The organism is Metallibacterium scheffleri, assembly GCF_002077135.1.
Taxonomy (GTDB): Bacteria; Pseudomonadota; Gammaproteobacteria; order Xanthomonadales; family Rhodanobacteraceae; genus Metallibacterium; species Metallibacterium scheffleri.
In genome coordinates this window covers 1,510,317-1,529,278 of the sequence record NZ_LDOS01000002.1, presented here as the reverse complement: position 1 = coordinate 1,529,278, position 18,962 = coordinate 1,510,317, and the positions used below count along the sequence as shown (strand labels likewise).

Sequence of the window (18,962 nt, the reverse complement as noted above, 5' to 3'; positions counted from 1 at the left end):
GTACTGTGTGATCCGCTCATGTGGCAACGCTTCCGTGGCAACGCTGCGCCGGGCGCGGCGTTTCTCCAAGCGGCTCAGTTCACCGCGTAGAAGCGGTGATCGCCGATCACCGCCAGCGGTGAGCCTGTGGCCCACGACGGCGCGGGAATGTCGGCGGCATAGAAGCTCATCGCGTGCGGCACGACGTAGCGGCGGCGGTCGCGTGGCAGCGACCATTCGTGCAGCGCTCGGCCGGCGATGGTCCAGGCCAGTTGCCACGACTGCAGATTGTCCAGCTGCGTGCCCGGCGGCACCAGGCTTGGTGCGAATTGTTTTGGCGCGGTGACGACTTCGCACACGTGCTTGCCCCACAGGCCCATCTCGCGACGGCGTAGCGCAACCTCAGCTACCGCGGCCTGCCCGATTTGCGGTTCGCCACGGGCTTCCAGATAGACCGTGGTCGCCAGACAAGTCTGGCTGGCCAGATGCGGCGCAACGGGCGCCATCCAGGATGCCATCCACAACAACCAGGCGAGTTTCATCGCACGACTCCTTGGTGGGCGCCCGTGATTGCGGCGCACGCATGGGGAGAAAGCCCGCTCGTCCTGGGCTTCCGGCAACGACACCGCGTTCAGTCGCGGTGTCGCACATGGGGTACAGGCCAGCACCGGCGGGTGCGGCCGAGTGTCAGGGGCGCCTTGGGCGCCGCGCCTGACTGCCTGCATGACGCAGGCGGCTTGTCGGTGGCCTTGTGCAGGCCATGCACGCTGCGATGCGGAGCTTCCGGATCGCCGCGCGCAGGACCGCGGCGATGATGCCGCTGTCCCGGAAAGGCCGGCGCACGGTACGCATCGCGCAGGACTTGCGCAAGTGCCCGGGTGATCTCGTTCAGTTTCGAGGAATGTGCCAGACGCGCATGCCGTGCTTGTGCGCGCGGCGTGCGTCAAGCCGGATAGCGCGCGACGATCAATGCTGTCCAGGCGCTTGCGGCCGCGCTGGCGGTGTTCAAGACACCGAGCATTTCGACGCTGTCGTTGCTGCCATCGCGGTGCATGAGCAAAACCTGCAACGCCGCGGGCGTGTTACGCAGCAGGTCTTCGATGATTTGCGCGGCGCCGCGCAGGCGTACCAGTTCGCGTTTGTTGCCGCCGCGGAAATGCAGGCGCGCGGCGATTTCCTGCCCGGGGTAGCAGCCCTTGTCGAAGCGCACGGCGCCCAGATGTTCCAGTCCCAGCGCCGGCGGCAACAGCGCATCCAGCGCGGCATCGGGCAGCCACGGCCAACCGGCGCGCAGCTCGTGCAGCCAGGCCGTTGCGCGCGACGCATCCTCGATGACGTTGGATGGCTGCGCGGGGTCGGCCTGCGCATCGCTGAGCATCCAGCTGTGCGTGTCCATGCCGAGGGCAATCGCGTGGTCCTGCAACTGGACCTGGTTCATGGCGAGCACCGCGCCAGGCAACAAGCGCATCTTCTGTGCCGTCAGTTGCAGCTTGTCGCGCAGCAGGAAACGGCCGAGTGCGGCGGCCAGTGTGTGTGCGTCACCGCCGCGCAGCAGCGCAAGGAAGCGCGTGTCCGCGATGCGTGCCAGTTGCAGCAGGACGCGCACGCGGCCCTGCACATCCAGCCATGCGCTCCACTGCCAGCGCTGCAGTGGCAACGCACGCACGTCCGAGGCGAATTGCGCGTGCGCGAAACGCTCGGCATCGGCGCCGTGCAAATGCACAACCGCTGCTTCGTGAGGTGCTTCGGACAACACGTTCTGCATGCGCGGTTGGCGCGTAAATCCGCGCCTGAGCTTGAGCCATGGTGGAGTAAGGTTATATCCTTGCGAGTGAAGCATATGTCTGACCCATACCTGCCACGTCCTGCAACCGCGCCAAAGCCCGATCACCACGGCACGCCATCGCTTTCGCCGCCGCAGGTTCCATCGTCCGCCCCTCCGGCGTCGCACGCGCCGCTTGATCCCACGCGCTACGGCGATTGGGAAAAGAACGGCCGTTGCATCGATTTTTGAATCGTTCCTCAGTCAGCACCGACTCCGATCCCTCGCCAGGAACCCGCCATGGATCACACGCGACGCCCGCTTTCCCCGCACCTCGGCATTTATCGCTGGCAGGTGCAGATGGTCTCCTCGATCCTGCACCGCGCGACCGGCATCGCACTGGCCGTAGGTACGCTGCTGCTGCTGGGCGGGTTGTTGACGCTGGCGGACGGGAGCGCGGCTTTCGCGGTCTATCGATCATTTCTGGCGACGCCCCCGCTGTTGGTACTGCTGATTGGCTGGACCTGGGCTTTTGCCTATCACTTGTGCAACGGCGTGAGGCATCTGCTGCAGGACGCCGGCTTCGGCTTCGCCAAGCCGACGTTCGTGCGCAATGGCTGGGTTGTGGTGGTGCTGTCGCTGCTGCTGACGATTCTGGTCTGGGCGTGGATCGTGCTGGCCGGGGGTGCGCGATGAACGACTTGCGCAATCCGCTGCAGCGCGCGCTCGGACTGGGTTCGGCCAAGGAGGGCGTGAACCACTGGTGGCGGCAGCGCATCACCGCGGTGGCGCTGGTTTTCCTTGGGCTGTGGTTCATGGCGCTGGTGCTGATGCTGTTGCATGGCGATTACGCGTCAGCGCGCACGACGCTGGCCGATCCACTCAATGCCGTGCTGATGCTGGTGTTCATTACCGCGTTGTTCTGGCACATGCAGCTGGGGCTGCAGGTGGTGATCGAGGATTACGTGCACTCGCGCTGGCTTGGGGTCGTGCTGCAGATCGCGGTGCGCTTCTACGCCGTACTGGCCGCGGTGCTGGCGGCGCTCGCCGTGCTGCGCATTGCTTTGGGACGTTGAGACCATGGAAAGCTACAAGATCCAGCAACACAAGTTCGATGTCATCGTGGTGGGCGCGGGTGGATCGGGTCTGCGCGCCACGTTTGGCATGGCCGCCAAGGGTTTGAACACGGCCTGCATCAGCAAGGTGTTTCCCACGCGCTCGCATACCGTGGCGGCGCAGGGCGGTATCGCTTCGGCGCTGGGCAACATGGGCGAGGATGACTGGCGCTTTCATTTCTACGACACCATCAAGGGTTCGGACTGGCTGGCCGATCAGGACGCGGTGGAATACATGTGCCGCGAGGCCATTCCCGCGGTGATCGAGCTGGAACATTACGGTGTTCCGTTCTCGCGCACCGAGGACGGCAAGATCTACCAGCGCCCGTTCGGCGGCATGACCACGCATTACGGCAAGGGCACCGCGCAACGCACCTGCGCCGCCGCCGACCGCACCGGACATGCCATGCTGCATACGCTGTACCAGCAGGCGCTGAGCCATCAGGCGCAGTTTTTCGTCGAGTATTTCGCGCTGGATCTGGTATTCGACAGCGCAGGTGTATGCCGCGGCGTGCTGGCCTGGGATCTGAACGAAGGCACGCTGCATCTGTTCCGTGGCCATGCCGTGGTGCTGGCCACCGGCGGCTATGGTCGCGCCTATTTTTCCTGCACCTCGGCCCACACTTGCACCGGCGATGGTGGTGGCATGGTGCTGCGCGCGGGCCTCGCGCTGCAGGACATGGAGTTCGTGCAATTCCATCCCACCGGGATCTATGGCGCGGGCTGCCTGATCACCGAGGGCGTGCGCGGCGAGGGCGGCTATCTGACCAACAGCAAGGGCGAGCGCTTCATGGAGCGCTACGCGCCAGGCGCCAAGGATCTGGCCTCGCGTGACGTGGTCAGCCGTGCCATGACCGTGGAAATCCGCGAGGGCCGCGGCGTCGGCGATGAGCACGATCACATGTTGCTCAACCTGATGCACCTGGGCCAGGACGTGATCCACGAGCGCCTGCCGGGCATTGCCGAAACCGCGCGCATTTTCTCCGGTGTCGATGTGACCAAGCAGCCGATTCCGGTACTGCCGACGGTGCACTACAACATGGGCGGCATCCCCACCAACTTCCACGGCGAAGTCGTGCAGCGCAAGGGTGAGGACAACGACGCCGTGGTGCCGGGTCTGTTCGCCATCGGCGAGGCGGCCTGCGTGTCGGTGCATGGCGCCAACCGCCTAGGCTCGAACTCGCTGCTGGATCTGGTCGTGTTCGGCCGCGCCGCTGCCAATCGTTGCGCCGAAGAGGTCAAACCGCATACGCCACATCCCGATTTGCCGGCCAGCGTGCTGGATGCCGCGCTGGCGCGTTTCGATGGCCTGCGCCACGCCAAGGGCGGCACGCCCACGGCCAGGCTGCGCGGCGACATGCAGCGCACCATGCAACGTGACGCGGCGGTGTTCCGCACGGGCGAGACGCTCAAGGAAGGCTGCGCCAACATCAGCCGCGTGCGCGACCAGTTTGCCGATATCGGCGTCAGCGACCGCTCGCTGGTGTGGAATTCGGATCTGGTGGAGACGCTGGAGCTTGCCAATTTGCTCGGTCAGGCGGTGGCCACCATGCACTCGGCCGAGCAGCGCACCGAAAGCCGCGGCGCGCATGCGCGCGAGGATTTTCCCGATCGCGATGATGTCAATTGGCTGAAACACACTCTGGTGTGGGTGGATGACGCCGGCAAGTCGCGTTTCGACCATCGCCCGGTGCACATGGCCACGATGAGCAAAGACGTGGACGTGGTGCCGCCGAAAAAGCGCGTGTATTGAGGAATCGCAGTCATGGCTGAATTCTCGTTGCCCAGGAACTCCAAGGTGCAAAAGGGCAAGCACCACGCGGCGCCGGCCGGCGCCAAGCAGGTGCGTACATTCCGCATCTACCGCTGGACGCCGGACGATGGCGAGAACCCGCGCCTGGACACGTTCGAAGTCGACGTCTCCAGCTCGCCGATGGTTCTGGACGCGCTGCTGAAGATCAAAAACGAGATCGACGCCACGCTGACCCTGCGCCGTTCCTGCCGCGAGGGTATTTGCGGTTCGTGCGCGATGAACATCAACGGTGTCAACACGCTGGCCTGCACCACGGGTCTGGATGAGTGCAAGGGCGACATCAGCATCTACCCGCTGCCGCACATGCCGGTGGTCAAGGATCTGGTGCCCGACCTCACCCACTTCTACGCCCAGCACGCCGCAGTGCGTCCCTGGTTGCGCACCGAGAGCGCCGCGCCGGACCGCGAGCGCCTGCAATCACCGGAGGATCGCAGGAAACTCGACGGCCTGTACGAGTGCATCCTGTGCGCATGCTGCAGCACCTCATGCCCGAGCTACTGGTGGAACGGCGACCGTTACCTCGGCCCGGCGATTCTGCTGCAGGCCTATCGCTGGATCGTGGACAGCCGCGACGAGGACACGGGCACGCGTCTGGACGAACTGGAAGACCCGTTCCGCCTGTACCGCTGTCACACCATCATGAATTGCACGCGGACCTGCCCCAAGGGTCTCAACCCGGCGCTGGCCATCGCCGAGATCAAGAAACTCATCGTCGCGCGGCGCGGCTGAAATGGGCGCGGCCGCGGCGCCTGCGGATGCAGCGCAACTGGGCCGTCTGCGCTGGCGCTGCCGGCGCGGCATGCAGGAGCTCGACGTGCTGCTGGGCGGCTGGCTGGATGCGCACTGGCGCAGCGCGAGTGCGGCGCAACGCGCGGCGTTCGCCGAACTGCTCGAGCAGCAGGACCCGGATTTGTGGGCGTGGTGCACGGGCCGCAGCGCGGCACCGCGCAGCGACTGGCAGGCGCTGATCGATGACTTCCGCGCCCGCGCTGCGCATTGAACTGCGCGCATCGCCCAGCCTGCTGCTGGCGCTGATGCTGATTGCGGCACTGGCCGTGCTGTCGTTGCTGCTGGCGGATATTCCCTGGCCGCTGCGCGGCACCGGCATCGGGCTGATCGTGGTGCTGGCTGCGCTTGCCGCGAGGCATTTGCTGAGGCCGCCAATCAGCAGCTTCGAGCTGGGTCGCGAGGATGCGCGCATCTGGCGTGGCGCCGATGTCATGCCGGCGCAGTGGCGCGCCGCGCGCGTGTTCGGCCCGCTGCTGGTGCTGCGTCTCGTCTGGAGCGATGGCCCGCGCCCACATGCCGCGACGCTGTGGTTGCTGCCGGACAGCCTTGACGCCGACCAGCATCGAGCGCTGCGCATGCGACTGTCGGCGCAAGCCCACACGCGCTGAGGCCGCGCCGCGCTTGTCGGCGCCGCGGGCTTGGTGCACGCTGCGCGCCCCGCTGGCGCAATTTCCGCACCCCCCGAGATAACCCGATGAGCCGTCCATGTTCCGTCCACTGAGCCTGTTCATCGGCCTGCGCTATACGCGTGCCAAGCGCCGCAACCGTTTCATCTCGTTCATTTCCATGGTGTCGATGCTGGGCATCGCCGTGGGCGTGACCGCGTTGATCGCGGTGATCTCGGTGATGAACGGCTTCGACCACGAGCTGCGCGACCGCATCCTCGGCATGGTCGCCGAAACCACGATTTCCGGCGTCGATGGCCCGGTGCGCGACTGGCCGCACGCGGTGCGCGTGGCCGACGCGCTGCCACACGTGCTGGCCGCCGCGCCGTATGTCGAGCACGGGGCTTACGTGCAGGGCCAGCGCGCGCAAGGCGCGATCATCCGCGGCGTTGTGCCCGCCTATGAAACCAGGGTCACCAGCATTGGCCAGCACATGGTGCAGGGCAGCCTGTCCAGCCTCACGCCGGGAAGTTGGAACATCGTGCTGGAGCGCAATCTGGCCTTGAGCCTGGGCGTGACCATGGGCGATCACGTGGTGGTGTTCGTGCCCAATTTCACCGCCTCGCCGATCGGTGCGATTCCGCGCTTGCGCAGCTTCACCGTCAGCGGCTTGTTCGAAGCAGGAAATGCGGATTTTGCCAATCGCGCCGAAATCAACATGCAGGATGCAGAAAAGCTTTATCAGCAATCCGGGCCGACCGGCATCCGCCTCAAACTCGATCACCCGTTTCTCGCCTATCAGGTCGGCCGCGAATTGGTGCAGAAACTCGGCGGGCTGTACGCGGTATCGACGTGGATGGACACCCAATCCAATTTCTTCAAGGCCATTGCCATGGAGAAGAAGGTCATGTTCATCATCCTCTCGCTGATCGTCGCGGTGGCGGCGTTCAATCTGGTGTCGACGCTGGTCATGCTGGTCACCGACAAGCAGGCCGACATCGCCATCCTGCGCACCATGGGCGCCACGCCGCGCACGGTGATGGGCGTATTCGTGGTGCAGGGCATGATCAGCGGCCTGATCGGCATCGCTCTGGGCGTGCTTGGCGGCGTGCTGCTGTCGATCAATCTGCCGGCGATCGTGGATGGCATCCAGTCCCTGTTCCACGTGCAGTTTCTGTCGCCGGACGTTTACTACATCAGCAATCTGCCCTCGCGCCTGGAGTGGCGTGACGTCGGCTGGATCGCGCTGCTGGCGTTCGTGTTCTCGATGCTGGCCACGTTGTATCCGGCGTGGCGCGCCTCGCGCACGCAGCCGGCGGAGGCGCTGCGCTATGAATGAGCTCGCGCGTGACGCGGCAGCTGCCGCCAGCGTCGTCGCCACTGTGCCCGTGGTGGATGCCGTGCTGCGCGCCGAAGGTCTGACCAAGACCTACGCGGAAGGCAAGCTGCGCACCGAGGTGCTGCTGGGCATCGATCTGGCCGTGTGCCGCGGCGAGAGTGTCGCCGTGATCGGCGCCTCGGGCGCGGGCAAGAGCACGCTGCTGCACTTGCTCGGCGGACTGGACACGCCCACTGCAGGTGAGGTGGTGCTGGCCGGGCGCAGGTTTTCCGCGCTCGGCGATGCCGCGCGCGGGCGCCTGCGCAACGAAGCGCTGGGATTCATCTATCAGTTTCATCACCTGTTGCCCGAGTTCAGCGCGGTCGAGAACGTTGCGTTTCCGCTGTTGATTCGCGGCGATGCGGTCAGCGACGCGCACGATCAGGCGGCGGCGCTGCTGCAGCGCGTGGGGTTGGGGCATCGCCTGCAGCACAAGCCGGGCGAGCTGTCCGGCGGCGAGCGTCAGCGCTGCGCGGTGGCGCGCGCGCTGGTCACCAAGCCGCTGTGCGTGCTGGGCGACGAGCCCACCGGCAATCTCGACGAGCGCACCGCGCGCGGCGTGTACGAGCTGATGCTGGAGCTGAATCGCGAATCGGGCACGGCGTTGTTGCTGGCCACGCACGACAGTCGCCTCGCTGCGCGCATGGACCGCGTGCTGGAAATGACCGGCGGACGCCTCGCCGAGATGCGCGCGGGATAGCCGCCGTGCCGCAGGGAAGCGCTCGCGTCGCAGGGATCACGACGATGGTCGCCATCCGCGCGCTCGGGCGCGATGCCGGCGCGGCCTGGGCGCGCTGGGCACGGGCGCAGCGCAGCACCGGCCTTGGCGCCACGCACGCATTGGCGGCACTGGCCGGTGTGGTCGGCGCGGCGCTGTTGCCGCACCTGCCGCCGCCATGGATGGTGCTGGCCTGCGCGTTGTCGGGCTTGATCCTGTCATTGCTTTTGCGCATGTCGCGCCTGCGCCTGCTCGGCGTGCTGTTGCTGGCTTTCGCATGGACTGCCGGCATGGCCACGCTGGTCTTGCATGCGCGCCTGCCGCCGCAACTGCAAGGCCAGGACCTGCACATCGAAGGTCGCGTGGTCGGCTTGCCCGAAGCCGCTGCCGACGCGCAGCGTTTCGACCTGGCAATCGAGCATGCCAGCCGCGCTGGCCGCGCCCTGCCGTTGCATGGTCGCGTGCGGCTGAGCTGGTTTGGTGCCGCGCAGGCAGTGACGCCCTGTCAGCGCTGGCAGTTGACGGTGCGACTCAAGCGTCCGCACGGGCAGGTCAATCCCGGTGGCTACGACAGCGAGCGCCAGGCGGCCTTGAATGGGCTGATCGCCACCGGTTATGTACGCGATGCGCGCAGGGCACGCCAACTGGGCGGCGCGCCGGTGTGCGTGGACGCGATGCGCGCACGCATCGCCGCGGCCATTGCCGCCGCGCTGCCCGCGGGCGACCGCGCCACGCCGCTGCTGCAGGCGCTGGCCGTGGGCGATCAGCGTGGACTCGGCGAGGCACACTGGCGCGTGCTGCGCGCCACCGGCGTCGGTCATCTGATCGCGATCTCGGGTCTGCACGTGGGTCTGGCCGGCATCGCCGGCGCGCTGTTGGTCTATGCATTCACCTGGCTATGGCCGCGCGTATTGCTGCACTGGCCGCGGCGCGTGCTGGCCGCACCGGTGGCACTGGCCGCCGCGTGGGCCTATGGCGCGCTCGCCGGCTATGGCCTGCCCACGGTACGTACGCTGCTGATGATCGCGGTGGTGGCCTGGGCGAGCACGCGTCGGCGCGGCGTGGGCGGCATGCAGACACTGGCGCTGGCGCTGCTGGCCGTGTTGGTGTTCGATCCCCTGGCGGTGCTGGGCGCGGGCTTCTGGCTGTCCTTCGCCGGGGTGGCGCTGCTGGTGTACGCGCTGCAGCCGGGACGCGGCTGGCGCGCGTGGCTGGCCGAGTTGGGGCTGGCACAGGGGGTGATGGCGCTGGCGCTGCTGCCCTTGACCGTGCTGCTGTTCGGACAGGCCTCGCGCGTTGGCCCGCTGGCCAATCTGGTCGCGGTGCCGCTGATGGGCTTCATCATTGTGCCCATCACGCTTGTGGCCAGTCTGCTGCTGGTCAGCGGAGCGCCCGGCGGGGTCGCGCTGACGCGCTTCGCGGCTTGGCTGATGCGCGCGCAGTGGGATCTGCTGCAGCACATGGCGGCGTGGCCGTGGGCTCTGGCGTGGCTGCCATGGGCGGGCGCCGGCGCGTTCGTGCTGGCGTGCATCGGCGTGCTGTGGATGCTGGCGCCGCGTGGAGTGCCCGCGCGCGTGCTCGGATTGCCGCTGCTGCTGCCATTGTTGTGGCCATCGCTGGAGAGGCCCGCGCGCGGAGATTTCCAGGCTTGGGTGCTGGACGTGGGACAGGGCTCGGCGGTGCTGCTGCGAACACCACGGCACGCGCTGCTGTATGACGCCGGACCCCGTTATCGCTCGGGCTTCGATCTGGGTGAAGCCGCGGTGGTGCCCAGCCTGCGGGCGCTGGGTGTGCAGCGACTCGATCGACTGCTGATCGGTCATGGCGATGCCGATCATGCTGGCGGCGCACGCGCGGTGCTGGCGGCCTACCCGCACGCACTGTTGCAAGGCAGCGAGCCGGAACGCGTCGGCCTGCCGCTGCTGCCCTGTGTGCGTGGGCAACGCTGGATATGGGACGAAGTCGAGTTTAGCGTGCTGCATCCGCGCCGCGGCGGCGCGGTCAGTGGCAACGAATCCTCTTGCGTGCTGGCTGTGCGCGGGCGTGGCGGCACGCTGCTGCTGAGTGGCGACATCGGCGCGCGCAGCGAGCGCGCACTGGCGCAGGATGGGCCGATGACCGGCCACGCGTCGCAGCCGCTGGTGTTACTGCTGGCGCACCACGGCAGTCGCTTCAGCAGCACCGATGCGCTGCTGGATGCGCTGCGTCCGCGCCTGGCGCTGGTCTCGGCGGGTTACCGCAGCAGCTACGGACATCCGCATCCAGACGTGCTGGCGCGCCTGCGCGTGCGTGGCGTACCGCTGTTCAACACCGCGGATCACGGCGCCCTGCGCGTGGACATGCGCGCGGATGGGCCGCACCTCATGCTCAGCCGGGAGGATGCCCCGCGTTGGTGGCGCGAGTGAGGCGCCGGCCACGGAAGCACGCCGCGGCGCTGTTATCATCCGGCCCGCCTGTTGTCGCACGAGAATCACGCGCGTGTTCGATATCCTGATTGCCGGTGGCTGGCCGATGCTGCCGATCCTGCTGACCTCGGCGCTGGCCCTGGCCATCATCCTCGAGCGGTTCTGGACGCTGCGCCGCGGCGCCGTGCTGCCGCCGGACCTGGGCGTGCAGGTGCGCGTCTGGGCGCGCGCGGCCAAGCTCGACCCTGCGCACATCGACGCGCTGGCCGCTGGTTCGCCGCTGGGCCAGTTGCTGGCCGCCGCGGTGCGCGTGCGCGGCAGGCCGCGCGAGCTGATCAAGGAACGCCTGGAGGACACCGGGCGTCACGTCGTGCACCGCATGGGGCGTTATCTCAATACCCTCGGCACGATCGCGCTGATCGCGCCGCTGCTGGGCTTGCTGGGCACGGTCATCGGCTTGATCAGGATGTTCCTGGCGGTGATGGTCCACGGCGCCGGCGATCCGACCAAGATGGCCGGCGGTATCGGCGAGGCATTGATCTGCACCGCGACCGGCCTCGTCGTGGCGATCCCGGCGTACGTGTTTCACCGCTATTTCCGCAGTCGCATCGACGGCTACGCGGTGAGCATGGAGCAGGAGGCCGCGCGCCTGCTCGATGAGCTCGACGCGCCCGGCGCGCCGCCCGCGACCACGCCGGCATCTGCCGCCAGCAGCGCGCGCGCGCCCGCCAAGTCCGCCACGCGCGCGCGCGTTGCGCCGGCGCCGGCGGAGCGTTGAGCGATGCGCATCACCACGGCACAGCGTCACGACGACTTCGAGATCAACGTGATCTCGCTGATCGACGTGCTGCTGACCCTGCTGATGTTCTTCGTGCTGACCACGACCTTCGTGCAGCAGACGCACATGAAGGTCAGCCTGCCCACATCCAGCGCCACGCCGAGCGCGCCCAGCGCGGATGCGCTGGTGATCGTCATCGACCGCGCCGGTCGTTACGCCATCGGCAACACGCCGGTGCAGGGCGACGGCGAACGCGCGCTGCAGCAGGCCATCGTCGGGGCCGTGGGCAGCGATCGCACACGCAGCGTGATCCTGCGCGCCGACGCCGAGTCGCCCAACCAGTCGGTGGTGACCGCGATGGACGCGCTGGGTCGCCTCGGCTTCACCCATCTGGCGCTGGCCACGACGCCGCGTCAGGGCGCGCATTGATGGATGCGCATGCGGCGCGGGAAGCCAGCGCCTGGCCGACGTATCGGCGCCTGCTCGGTTACCTGCGGCCGTATCGGCCGGTGGCGGTTGCCGTGGTCATCGGCATGGCGGTCGATGCCGCGGCGCTGGGCGCATTCGCCGGACTGGTGCGGCCACTGATCGACAAGGTATTCATCACCCGCGATGCGGAAGCGATTTTCTGGCTGCCGCTCATCATCATCGCGATTTTTCTGCTGCGCGCGGTGGCCACCTTCATCACCAGCTACGGCATGGCCTATATCGGGCGTGGCGTCGTGCAGACCATGCGCGAGCAGGTATTCGGTCGCTATCTGGACTTGCCTGGCGGATTTTTCGGCCGCGAGGCCTCCGGGCATCAGGTCGCGCGCATCACCTACACCGCCGATCAGTTGGCACAGGCCACCACCGAGGCGGTGCGCGTGTCGATCATCGACAGCCTCACCATCCTGGCCATGATCGGCGTGATGCTGTGGAACAGCTGGCGCCTGACCCTGGTGCTGCTGGTCATGGTGCCGACCATCGCGGTGGTGGTGTACCTGGTCAGCCGCCGTTACCGCGCGATCAGCCGCGGCTTGCAGAACTCGATGGGCGACATCACCGGCGTGGTCGACGAGATCGTCAGTGCTTGGCGCGAGGTGCGCATCTACGCGGGGCAGAAGTATGAGGCCGCGCGCTTTCATGCGGTCGCCGATCACAATCGCGCGCTCAACGTGAAAATCAGCGCGACCAACGCGATTTCGACCGCGCTGGTGCAGTTCTTCGCCGCATCGGCGCTGGCCGGCATCGTGTTTTTTGCCACGCGTCCGGGTATCGCGGAGCACATGACGGCGGGCCGGTTCATGTCGATGATCATGGCCATGGCCGCAATCCTGCCGCCACTGAAGCGCATGACCAACGTGCAATCCATGTTGCAGCGGGGCATCACCGCGGCGCAGGATGTCTTCGTGGTGCTCGACGAGCCGCGCGAGCCGGATGCGCACGCGCGCCCGCTGCAGGAGTTGCGGCAGGGCATCGAGTTTCGCGAGGTCACCATGCGCTATGCGCCCGGCACGCCGCCGGCACTGCGCGCGGCCAGTTTCCGTTGCGCGGCCGGCAAGGTGACCGCCGTGGTGGGGCGCTCGGGCAGTGGCAAAACCACAGTGGCGCATCTGATCCCGCGCTTTTACGAGCCCGAATCCGGCAGCATTCTCGTGGATGGACATGCGCTGGGTGAATACCAGCTGGCCAGCCTGCGCGGGCAGATCAGCTGGGTCGGTCAGGACGTGGTGATCTTCAATGGCAGCGTGGCTGAGAACATCGCCTATGGCGAGATGGCCGGTGCGCGCGAGGCAGACATCATCGCCGCGGCGCGCGCGGCCAACGCCTGGGACTTCATCGCGCAGATGCCGCGGGGCTTGCACAGCCCGATCGGGCAGCGTGGCTTCATGGTCTCCGGCGGCCAGCGCCAGCGCATCGCCATCGCGCGCGCGATCTTGAAGAACGCGCCGATCCTGATCCTGGATGAAGCCACCAGCGCGCTGGATACCGAGTCCGAGCGACTGATCCATGAAGCGCTGCAACGCCTGATGCAAGACCGCACCACGCTGGTGATCGCACACCGCCTGTCCACGGTCGAGCACGCGCACCGCATCATCGTGCTCGATCAGGGGTGCGTGCTGGAGCAGGGCAGCCACGACGAACTGCTGGCGCGTCCCGACGGCGCCTACGCGCACTTGCATCGCATGCAATTCAGTGCGCCGCGCGGCGACTGAGCCATGCCGCGCGGGCAAGCCCCGGCATTCTGGTATGGCGCGCAGCCGGTGCCGCGCTGGGCGCGGTCGCTGGTGCCGCTGTATCGGCTGTTGCGGCTGATCGATCATGCGCGTTACGCGCTGGGTTTGCGCCGGATACAGCGCCTGCCGGTACCGGTGATCGTGATCGGCAATCTCGGCGTCGGCGGCAGCGGCAAGACCCCGCTGACGCTGGCGCTGATCGAGTCCTTGCACGCGGCCGGCTGGCATCCGGGTGTGGTCAGCCGCGGCTATGGCGGCATGCAGCGCACGCCGCACCTGCTTGCCGCCGCCGATACGGCAGCGCGTGTGGGTGACGAGCCGCTGCTGCTGCAGCGGCGCGGCCAGGTGCCGGTGGCGGTGGGTGCGCGGCGCGCGGACGCGGCGCGACTGCTGCTGGCGCGGGGCGTGGACGTGATCCTCAGTGACGATGGACTGCAGCACCGCGCGCTGGGGCGCGACATCGAGGTGTGCGTGATCGACGGCGTGCGCCGTTTCGGCAATGGGCGGCTGCTGCCCGCGGGCCCGCTGCGCGAACCGGCGACGCGCCTGGCCGGCGTGGATTTCGTGGTGTGCAACGGCGGCGCAGCGCAGCCGGGCGAAGTGCCGATGTCGTTGCAAGCCGGGACGCCGTATGCGCTAGCGGCCGGCGCGGCTGCGCCGCCGCCGGGCGCCGAGGTCCACGCCATTGCCGGCATCGGTGATCCGGCGCGGTTCTTTGCCACCCTGCGTGCACTGGGCTACCGCGTGCACGAGCATGCCTTCGCCGATCATCACGCTTACGTAGCGGCGGATTTTGCTTTTGATGACGGCGCCTTGCCGCTGCTGATGACCGAGAAGGACGCGGTCAAGTGCGTTGCTTTCGCGCGCCGGCACTGGTGGGCGCTGCCGGTGCGCGCGCAGTTGCCGCCCGGTTTCGTCATCGCGCTGCTGCAGCGGCTCGCGGCTGTCACCGTTCTGTCGTTGCCTCGCGTCAGCCAGCCTCGCTAGACTCCACGCGGCATGGTGGCAGAGCGCGCATTCGCGTGGAACCGGGCAGTTGCTTGAATCTCCTGTTGTTGCTCCCGCGCGCTTGAGCCGGCATCCGCCAGCCTTCCCGCGTGGGGTTGGTCTTGGCGGAGTCTGACTCCTGATGACTCCGTGGTGCGGCTGTCTTGCAGCCGGACGTTGATTGTTGCGGAGGCGGCATGGCGGCACGGTGGTCCCTGATCGGCCTGACTCCCGAGCGTGCCGGCGCGCGCAGCAAGTCCACCTCCGCGCAAAGTCAGGCGCAGGCGCGGCGCCTGCTGGGCCTGGCGCGGTTGGACGTCGATGCAGCGCTGGCCGCGGGCGACAGCAGCATCGCAGGCCTGGACGCCGGGCAGGTCGAGGCGCGTCTGCAGACTTTCGGCCGCAACGTGGTCGGTAGCGAATCCCGCGCGCCGTGGTTCGTCGAGATCGCGCGGCGCGTGGTCAATCCGCTCAACCTGCTGCTGCTGGCGCTGGCGGTGGTATCGATCCTGACCTCCGATCCGGTGGGCGCCGGCATCATGACGGTGATGGTCAGCGTGGCGGTGATCGTCGGCTATGTGCAGGAAAGCAAATCCTCGCGCGCGGTCGCGGCGCTGCGCAGCATGGTCAGCAATACCGCGCTGGTACGCCGTCCGGATCTGCCCAATGGTCGCGGCGAGCTGCCGATCGAGGATCTGGTGCCGGGCGATGTCGTGCACCTGACCGCGGGTGACATGATCCCCGCGGACTTGCGCCTGCTCGCGGCCAAGGACTTGTTCGTCAATCAGTCCAGCCTCACCGGCGAATCGATGCCGGTGGAGAAATTCGCCGCCCCCGACACGCGCTGCAGCGCGCCGCTGGAGGCACACAACCTGTGCTTCATGGGTTCGAACGTGATCAGCGGGAGTGCGTTGGGTCTGGTGGCGGCGACCGGACGCGACACCACGTTTGGTGCCCTGGCCAGCGCGCTGGCCACGCCACGCGCGCCGTCCACCAGCTTCGATCGCGGCCTGCGCCGTTTCGTCGGCCTGATGCTGCGCTTCATCGCGGTGATGGTGCCGCTGGTGTTCCTGATCAACGGCGTGCTCAAGGACGACTGGCTGGAGGCTCTGATGTTCTCGATCGCGGTCGCGGTCGGGTTGACGCCGGAGATGCTGCCGGCCATCGTCACCTTCAATCTGGCCAAGGGCGCGCTGGCGATGGCGCGCAAGGACGTCATCGTCAAGCGTCTGCCGGCGATCCAGAATTTCGGCGCCATCGACGTGCTGTGCACCGACAAGACCGGCACGCTGACCCAGGACAAGGTCATCCTGGAGCGGCATGTCGATGCCGCGGGCGGTGACGATGCGCGCGTGCTGGAACTGGCCTTCCTCAACAGCCATTACCAGACCGGCCTGCGCAACCTGCTGGACAAGGCCGTGCTGACCGCGGTGGATCCTGAGCAGACGCAGCGTCTTGCCGCCGAGTTCGCCCTGGTCGATGAGATGCCGTTCGATTTCGAGCGCCGGCGCATGTCGGTGGTGGTGCGCGACACGGCGGGCCGCCACATGCTGATCAGCAAGGGCGCGGTCGCCGAGACCTTGGCCATCTGCACGCAGGTGCAGACCGCGCAAGGTCCCGTCGCATTCGACGCCGACCGCCAGGCCGAGGTGCGCCAGGTGGCGCACGATCTCAACGCCGACGGCTTCCGCGTGATTGCCGTGGGCATGCGCGAGATGGCGCCGCCGCGCATGCAATACGCGCGCGAGGACGAGCGCGAGCTGACCCTGTTCGGCTTCATGGCATTTCTGGATCCACCCAAGGAGAGCGCCGCCGAAGCCATCGCCGCGCTGACCCGCCACGGCATCGTGGTGAAGATCCTCACCGGCGACAACGACGTGGTCGCACGCCATGTCTGCCGGCATGTAGGCATCGACCTCGAGCACGTGCTCACCGGCCCCGAGCTGGATGCCCTGGACGACGCGCAGCTCGTGGCCGCGCTGCCCGAAACGCAATTGTTCGCGCGGCTCAATCCCCAGCAGAAGGTGCGCGTGATCGAGGCGTTGCGCGCGCAGGGCCACGTGGTGGGCTTCCTCGGCGACGGCATCAATGACGGCCCGGCGCTGCGTGCCGCCGATGTCGGCATCTCGGTGGACAGCGCCGTGGACATCGCCAAGGAATCGGCCGACATCATCCTGCTGGAGAAAAGCCTGGCCGTGCTCGAGGAGGGCGTGCAGGAGGGCCGCCGCGTGTTCGGCAACATCCTCAAGTACATCAAGATGACGGCCAGTTCCAACTTCGGCAATGTGTTCAGCGTGATCGGCGCCAGCGCGCTGCTGCCGTTCCTGCCGATGGCGCCGATCCAGTTGCTGATCAACAATCTGATGTACGACTTGTCGATGACCACCATCGCCACCGACAACGTGGACGATGATTTCGTCGCCACGCCGCGGCGCTGGGAGATGGGCAACATCGCGCGCTACATGTTCGTGTTCGGGCCGGTGAGTTCCCTGTTCGACTACGTGACCTTCGGCGTGATGTGGTTCCTGCTCGGACTCTCGCATCACCCGGTGCTGTTTCAGACCGGATGGTTCGTCGAGTCGCTGCTGTCGCAGACACTGATCGTGTACGTGATCCGCACCGCGCGCGTGCCGTTCCTGCAGTCCAATCCCAGCCTGCCGTTGCTGGTCAGCACGCTGGGTTTTTGCCTGCTCGGCATTCTCTTGCCGGTTTCGCCGCTGGCTGGATTGTTCGGATTCGCGGCGCTGCCCCATCTTTATTGGCTGTATCTGATCGCCATCCTGGTGGTTTACATGCTGCTGGCGCAGGGCGTGAAAATGCTGCTGATCCGTCGCATCGGATTGAACTGAGCCGGCGCGCACCGGTTCACGCCGCTTGTACGCTGTTGCCGGCAACCTGCCGGCAATAGCCGCGAGGACAGCGCAATGGAAACGACCGCATCGATCCAGGGAGCCAGCGCGACGTGCCCCTGCGTGCGCGCATGAGCACGGCCATCGTCTGGCTGCGACGTGATTTGCGCCTCGCCGACAATCCCGCGCTGCATGCGGCTCTGGCGGCGCATGCACGGGTGCTGCCGGTCTATATCCATGCGCCCGAGGAAGAAGCGCCCTGGCAACCCGGTGCGGCCAGTCGCTGGTGGCTGCACCACAGCTTGTCTGCGCTCGATGAGTCCCTGCGTGCGTGCGGCGCGCGACTGCATATCGTGCGCGGCCCCAGTCTGCAGACGCTGCAGCGCCTGATCGAGTCCTGTGGCGCCGCGGCGGTGTACTGGAATCGCCTGTATGAACCTGCCGCGCTGGCGCGCGATCGTGATATCAAGCAAAGCCTGCGTGCGCGGGGCATCACGGCGCACAGCTGCAACGCGGCGCTGCTGTTCGAGCCATGGCAACTGGCCACGGGCGAGGGCAGTCCCTACCGCGTGTTCACGCCGTTCTGGCGTAGTGCACTGACGAGCATGGACGCGGTGGCGTGCACGCCGGCGGCGCAGCGCATCGACATGCCGCCCATGCCGACATGCACGCCGCTGGCTGCGCTGGATCTGCTGCCGCGGCTACGTTGGGATCGTGGGCTGGCCGCGCACTGGCAACCTGGCGAGAGCGGCGCGCAGGCGCTGTTGCATGCGTTCATCGAGCAGGCCGTGCACGGCTATAAAGCGCAGCGCGACTACCCCGCCGTCACCGGCACGTCGCGCTTGTCAGCGCATCTGCATTTCGGCGAGATTGGCCCGCGCCAGATCCTGGCGGCACTGCGCGAGCACGCCGGCAACGATCGCGTGGGCGCCGCCAGCAGCATCGCGCCCTACGTACGCGAACTGGGCTGGCGCGAGTTTTCGCATCACCTGCTGTACCACTTTCCGCACACCCCGACGCGCAACTTCAACCCGCGGTTCGATGTGTTTGCGTGGGCGGATGACGGCGTCCATGCCGAGGCACTGGCGCGCTGGCAGCAGGGTCGCAGCGGCATCCCCATCGTCGATGCCGGCATGCGCGAGCTATGGCACACCGGCTGGATGCACAACCGCGTGCGCATGATCGTGGCCAGCCTGCTGACCAAGAACCTGCGGCTGCACTGGCTGCACGGCGCGCGCTGGTTCTGGGACACCCTGGTCGATGCCGATCTGGCCAACAATACCCAGGGCTGGCAGTGGAGCGCCGGCACTGGCGCCGACGCCGCGCCGTACTTCCGCATCTTCAGCCCGGTCGCGCAGAGCGCGAAATTCGATGCCGCAGGAGACTACATTCGCCGCTGGCTGCCCGAACTGGCCGCCGTGCCGGCACCGCTGCTGTTTCAACCCTGGCGCGATGCCGCACTCTTGCAGCGCACGGGTTATCCGCCGCCGCTGCTGGATCTGGCTGCCTCGCGCGCGCAGGCGCTGGCGGCCTATCAGCAGCTGCGCGCGCAGGCGGCGCGTTGA

Annotated in this window: 18 protein-coding genes; 16 read left to right on the top strand and 2 right to left on the bottom strand. The window is 67.4% G+C overall.

What is annotated here, in order from left to right:
• Window positions 1-74: 74 nt before the first annotated feature.
• Together Mschef_RS12190 and ygfZ are read right to left on the bottom strand one after the other, a co-directional pair.
• Window positions 75-521 carry a cell wall hydrolase gene (locus Mschef_RS12190; RefSeq protein WP_081128799.1) on the bottom strand — a complete coding sequence of 149 codons (447 nt, stop codon included), beginning with the start codon at window positions 519-521 and terminating at the stop codon, window positions 75-77.
• Window positions 522-922: 401 nt separating this feature from the next.
• On the bottom strand, window positions 923-1,732 hold the full coding sequence (ygfZ, locus tag Mschef_RS12185; protein ID WP_168708964.1) for a CAF17-like 4Fe-4S cluster assembly/insertion protein YgfZ: 810 nt from the start codon (window positions 1,730-1,732) through the stop codon (window positions 923-925).
• Here ygfZ and Mschef_RS18460 point away from each other — a divergent pair.
• From Mschef_RS18460 to Mschef_RS12105, 16 genes are all read left to right on the top strand, one after another.
• Window positions 1,697-1,993 carry a DUF1674 domain-containing protein gene (locus Mschef_RS18460; protein ID WP_425480121.1) on the top strand — a complete coding sequence of 99 codons (297 nt, stop codon included), beginning with the start codon at window positions 1,697-1,699 and terminating at the stop codon, window positions 1,991-1,993. The two genes, ygfZ and Mschef_RS18460, sit on opposite strands and share 36 nt — an antisense overlap.
• Window positions 1,994-2,041: 48 nt before the next feature.
• A complete protein-coding gene (sdhC, locus tag Mschef_RS12175) occupies window positions 2,042-2,437 on the top strand; it encodes a succinate dehydrogenase, cytochrome b556 subunit (RefSeq protein ID WP_081128795.1) in 396 nt (131 codons plus the stop codon).
• Complete coding sequence (sdhD, locus tag Mschef_RS12170; RefSeq protein ID WP_081128793.1) at window positions 2,434-2,817, top strand: succinate dehydrogenase, hydrophobic membrane anchor protein; 384 nt, start codon at window positions 2,434-2,436, stop codon at window positions 2,815-2,817. The genes sdhC and sdhD overlap by 4 nt, the downstream gene beginning before the upstream one ends.
• Before the next feature lie 4 nt (window positions 2,818-2,821).
• On the top strand, window positions 2,822-4,609 hold the full coding sequence (gene sdhA, locus Mschef_RS12165) for a succinate dehydrogenase flavoprotein subunit (RefSeq protein ID WP_081128791.1): 1,788 nt from the start codon (window positions 2,822-2,824) through the stop codon (window positions 4,607-4,609).
• A gap of 12 nt (window positions 4,610-4,621) precedes the next feature.
• Window positions 4,622-5,398: a succinate dehydrogenase iron-sulfur subunit gene (locus Mschef_RS12160; protein ID WP_081128789.1), complete on the top strand. Its 777-nt coding sequence runs from the start codon at window positions 4,622-4,624 to the stop codon at window positions 5,396-5,398.
• 1 nt (window position 5,399) lies between these two features.
• Window positions 5,400-5,669: an FAD assembly factor SdhE gene (locus Mschef_RS12155; protein ID WP_081128787.1), complete on the top strand. Its 270-nt coding sequence runs from the start codon at window positions 5,400-5,402 to the stop codon at window positions 5,667-5,669.
• Window positions 5,641-6,066, top strand: coding sequence for a protein YgfX (locus Mschef_RS12150; protein ID WP_081128784.1), 426 nt, complete (start codon window positions 5,641-5,643; stop codon window positions 6,064-6,066). The genes Mschef_RS12155 and Mschef_RS12150 overlap by 29 nt, the downstream gene beginning before the upstream one ends.
• 97 nt (window positions 6,067-6,163) lie before the next feature.
• A complete protein-coding gene (locus Mschef_RS12145) occupies window positions 6,164-7,402 on the top strand; it encodes a lipoprotein-releasing ABC transporter permease subunit (RefSeq protein WP_081128781.1) in 1,239 nt (412 codons plus the stop codon).
• Between the two features lie 61 nt (window positions 7,403-7,463).
• Window positions 7,464-8,141, top strand: a complete 678-nt coding sequence (lolD, locus tag Mschef_RS12140) for a lipoprotein-releasing ABC transporter ATP-binding protein LolD (protein ID WP_484502486.1) — start codon at window positions 7,464-7,466, stop codon at window positions 8,139-8,141.
• A 44-nt stretch (window positions 8,142-8,185) separates the two neighbouring features.
• Window positions 8,186-10,564: a DNA internalization-related competence protein ComEC/Rec2 gene (locus Mschef_RS12135; RefSeq protein ID WP_081128777.1), complete on the top strand. Its 2,379-nt coding sequence runs from the start codon at window positions 8,186-8,188 to the stop codon at window positions 10,562-10,564.
• A 73-nt stretch (window positions 10,565-10,637) separates the two neighbouring features.
• On the top strand, window positions 10,638-11,342 hold the full coding sequence (locus Mschef_RS12130) for a MotA/TolQ/ExbB proton channel family protein (protein WP_081128775.1): 705 nt from the start codon (window positions 10,638-10,640) through the stop codon (window positions 11,340-11,342).
• Between the two features lie 3 nt (window positions 11,343-11,345).
• Complete coding sequence (locus Mschef_RS12125; protein ID WP_081128773.1) at window positions 11,346-11,771, top strand: ExbD/TolR family protein; 426 nt, start codon at window positions 11,346-11,348, stop codon at window positions 11,769-11,771.
• A complete protein-coding gene (msbA, locus tag Mschef_RS12120; RefSeq protein WP_081128771.1) occupies window positions 11,771-13,540 on the top strand; it encodes a lipid A export permease/ATP-binding protein MsbA in 1,770 nt (589 codons plus the stop codon). Before Mschef_RS12125 ends, msbA begins: the two co-directional genes overlap by 1 nt.
• A gap of 3 nt (window positions 13,541-13,543) precedes the next feature.
• On the top strand, window positions 13,544-14,548 hold the full coding sequence (lpxK, locus tag Mschef_RS12115) for a tetraacyldisaccharide 4'-kinase (RefSeq protein WP_081128769.1): 1,005 nt from the start codon (window positions 13,544-13,546) through the stop codon (window positions 14,546-14,548).
• Between the two features lie 197 nt (window positions 14,549-14,745).
• Complete coding sequence (gene mgtA, locus Mschef_RS12110; RefSeq protein ID WP_081128768.1) at window positions 14,746-17,397, top strand: magnesium-translocating P-type ATPase; 2,652 nt, start codon at window positions 14,746-14,748, stop codon at window positions 17,395-17,397.
• A gap of 131 nt (window positions 17,398-17,528) precedes the next feature.
• Complete coding sequence (locus tag Mschef_RS12105; RefSeq protein WP_081128766.1) at window positions 17,529-18,962, top strand: cryptochrome/photolyase family protein; 1,434 nt, start codon at window positions 17,529-17,531, stop codon at window positions 18,960-18,962.

Bases quoted from the DNA above. Each gene is read 5' to 3' on its own strand.
- Mschef_RS12190 (WP_081128799.1), bottom strand. From the start codon at position 521: ATGAAACTCGCCTGGTTGTTGTGGATGGCATCCTGGATGGCGCCCGTT.
- Mschef_RS18460 (WP_425480121.1), top strand. From the start codon at position 1,697: ATGCACAACCGCTGCTTCGTGAGGTGCTTCGGACAACACGTTCTGCAT.
- sdhC (WP_081128795.1), top strand. From the start codon at position 2,042: ATGGATCACACGCGACGCCCGCTTTCCCCGCACCTCGGCATTTATCGC.
- sdhD (WP_081128793.1), top strand. From the start codon at position 2,434: ATGAACGACTTGCGCAATCCGCTGCAGCGCGCGCTCGGACTGGGTTCG.
- sdhA (WP_081128791.1), top strand. From the start codon at position 2,822: ATGGAAAGCTACAAGATCCAGCAACACAAGTTCGATGTCATCGTGGTG.
- Mschef_RS12160 (WP_081128789.1), top strand. From the start codon at position 4,622: ATGGCTGAATTCTCGTTGCCCAGGAACTCCAAGGTGCAAAAGGGCAAG.
- Mschef_RS12155 (WP_081128787.1), top strand. From the start codon at position 5,400: ATGGGCGCGGCCGCGGCGCCTGCGGATGCAGCGCAACTGGGCCGTCTG.
- Mschef_RS12150 (WP_081128784.1), top strand. From the start codon at position 5,641: ATGACTTCCGCGCCCGCGCTGCGCATTGAACTGCGCGCATCGCCCAGC.
- Mschef_RS12145 (WP_081128781.1), top strand. From the start codon at position 6,164: ATGTTCCGTCCACTGAGCCTGTTCATCGGCCTGCGCTATACGCGTGCC.
- Mschef_RS12135 (WP_081128777.1), top strand. From the start codon at position 8,186: ATGGTCGCCATCCGCGCGCTCGGGCGCGATGCCGGCGCGGCCTGGGCG.
- Mschef_RS12125 (WP_081128773.1), top strand. From the start codon at position 11,346: ATGCGCATCACCACGGCACAGCGTCACGACGACTTCGAGATCAACGTG.
- msbA (WP_081128771.1), top strand. From the start codon at position 11,771: ATGGATGCGCATGCGGCGCGGGAAGCCAGCGCCTGGCCGACGTATCGG.
- lpxK (WP_081128769.1), top strand. From the start codon at position 13,544: ATGCCGCGCGGGCAAGCCCCGGCATTCTGGTATGGCGCGCAGCCGGTG.
- mgtA (WP_081128768.1), top strand. From the start codon at position 14,746: ATGGCGGCACGGTGGTCCCTGATCGGCCTGACTCCCGAGCGTGCCGGC.
- Mschef_RS12105 (WP_081128766.1), top strand. From the start codon at position 17,529: ATGAGCACGGCCATCGTCTGGCTGCGACGTGATTTGCGCCTCGCCGAC.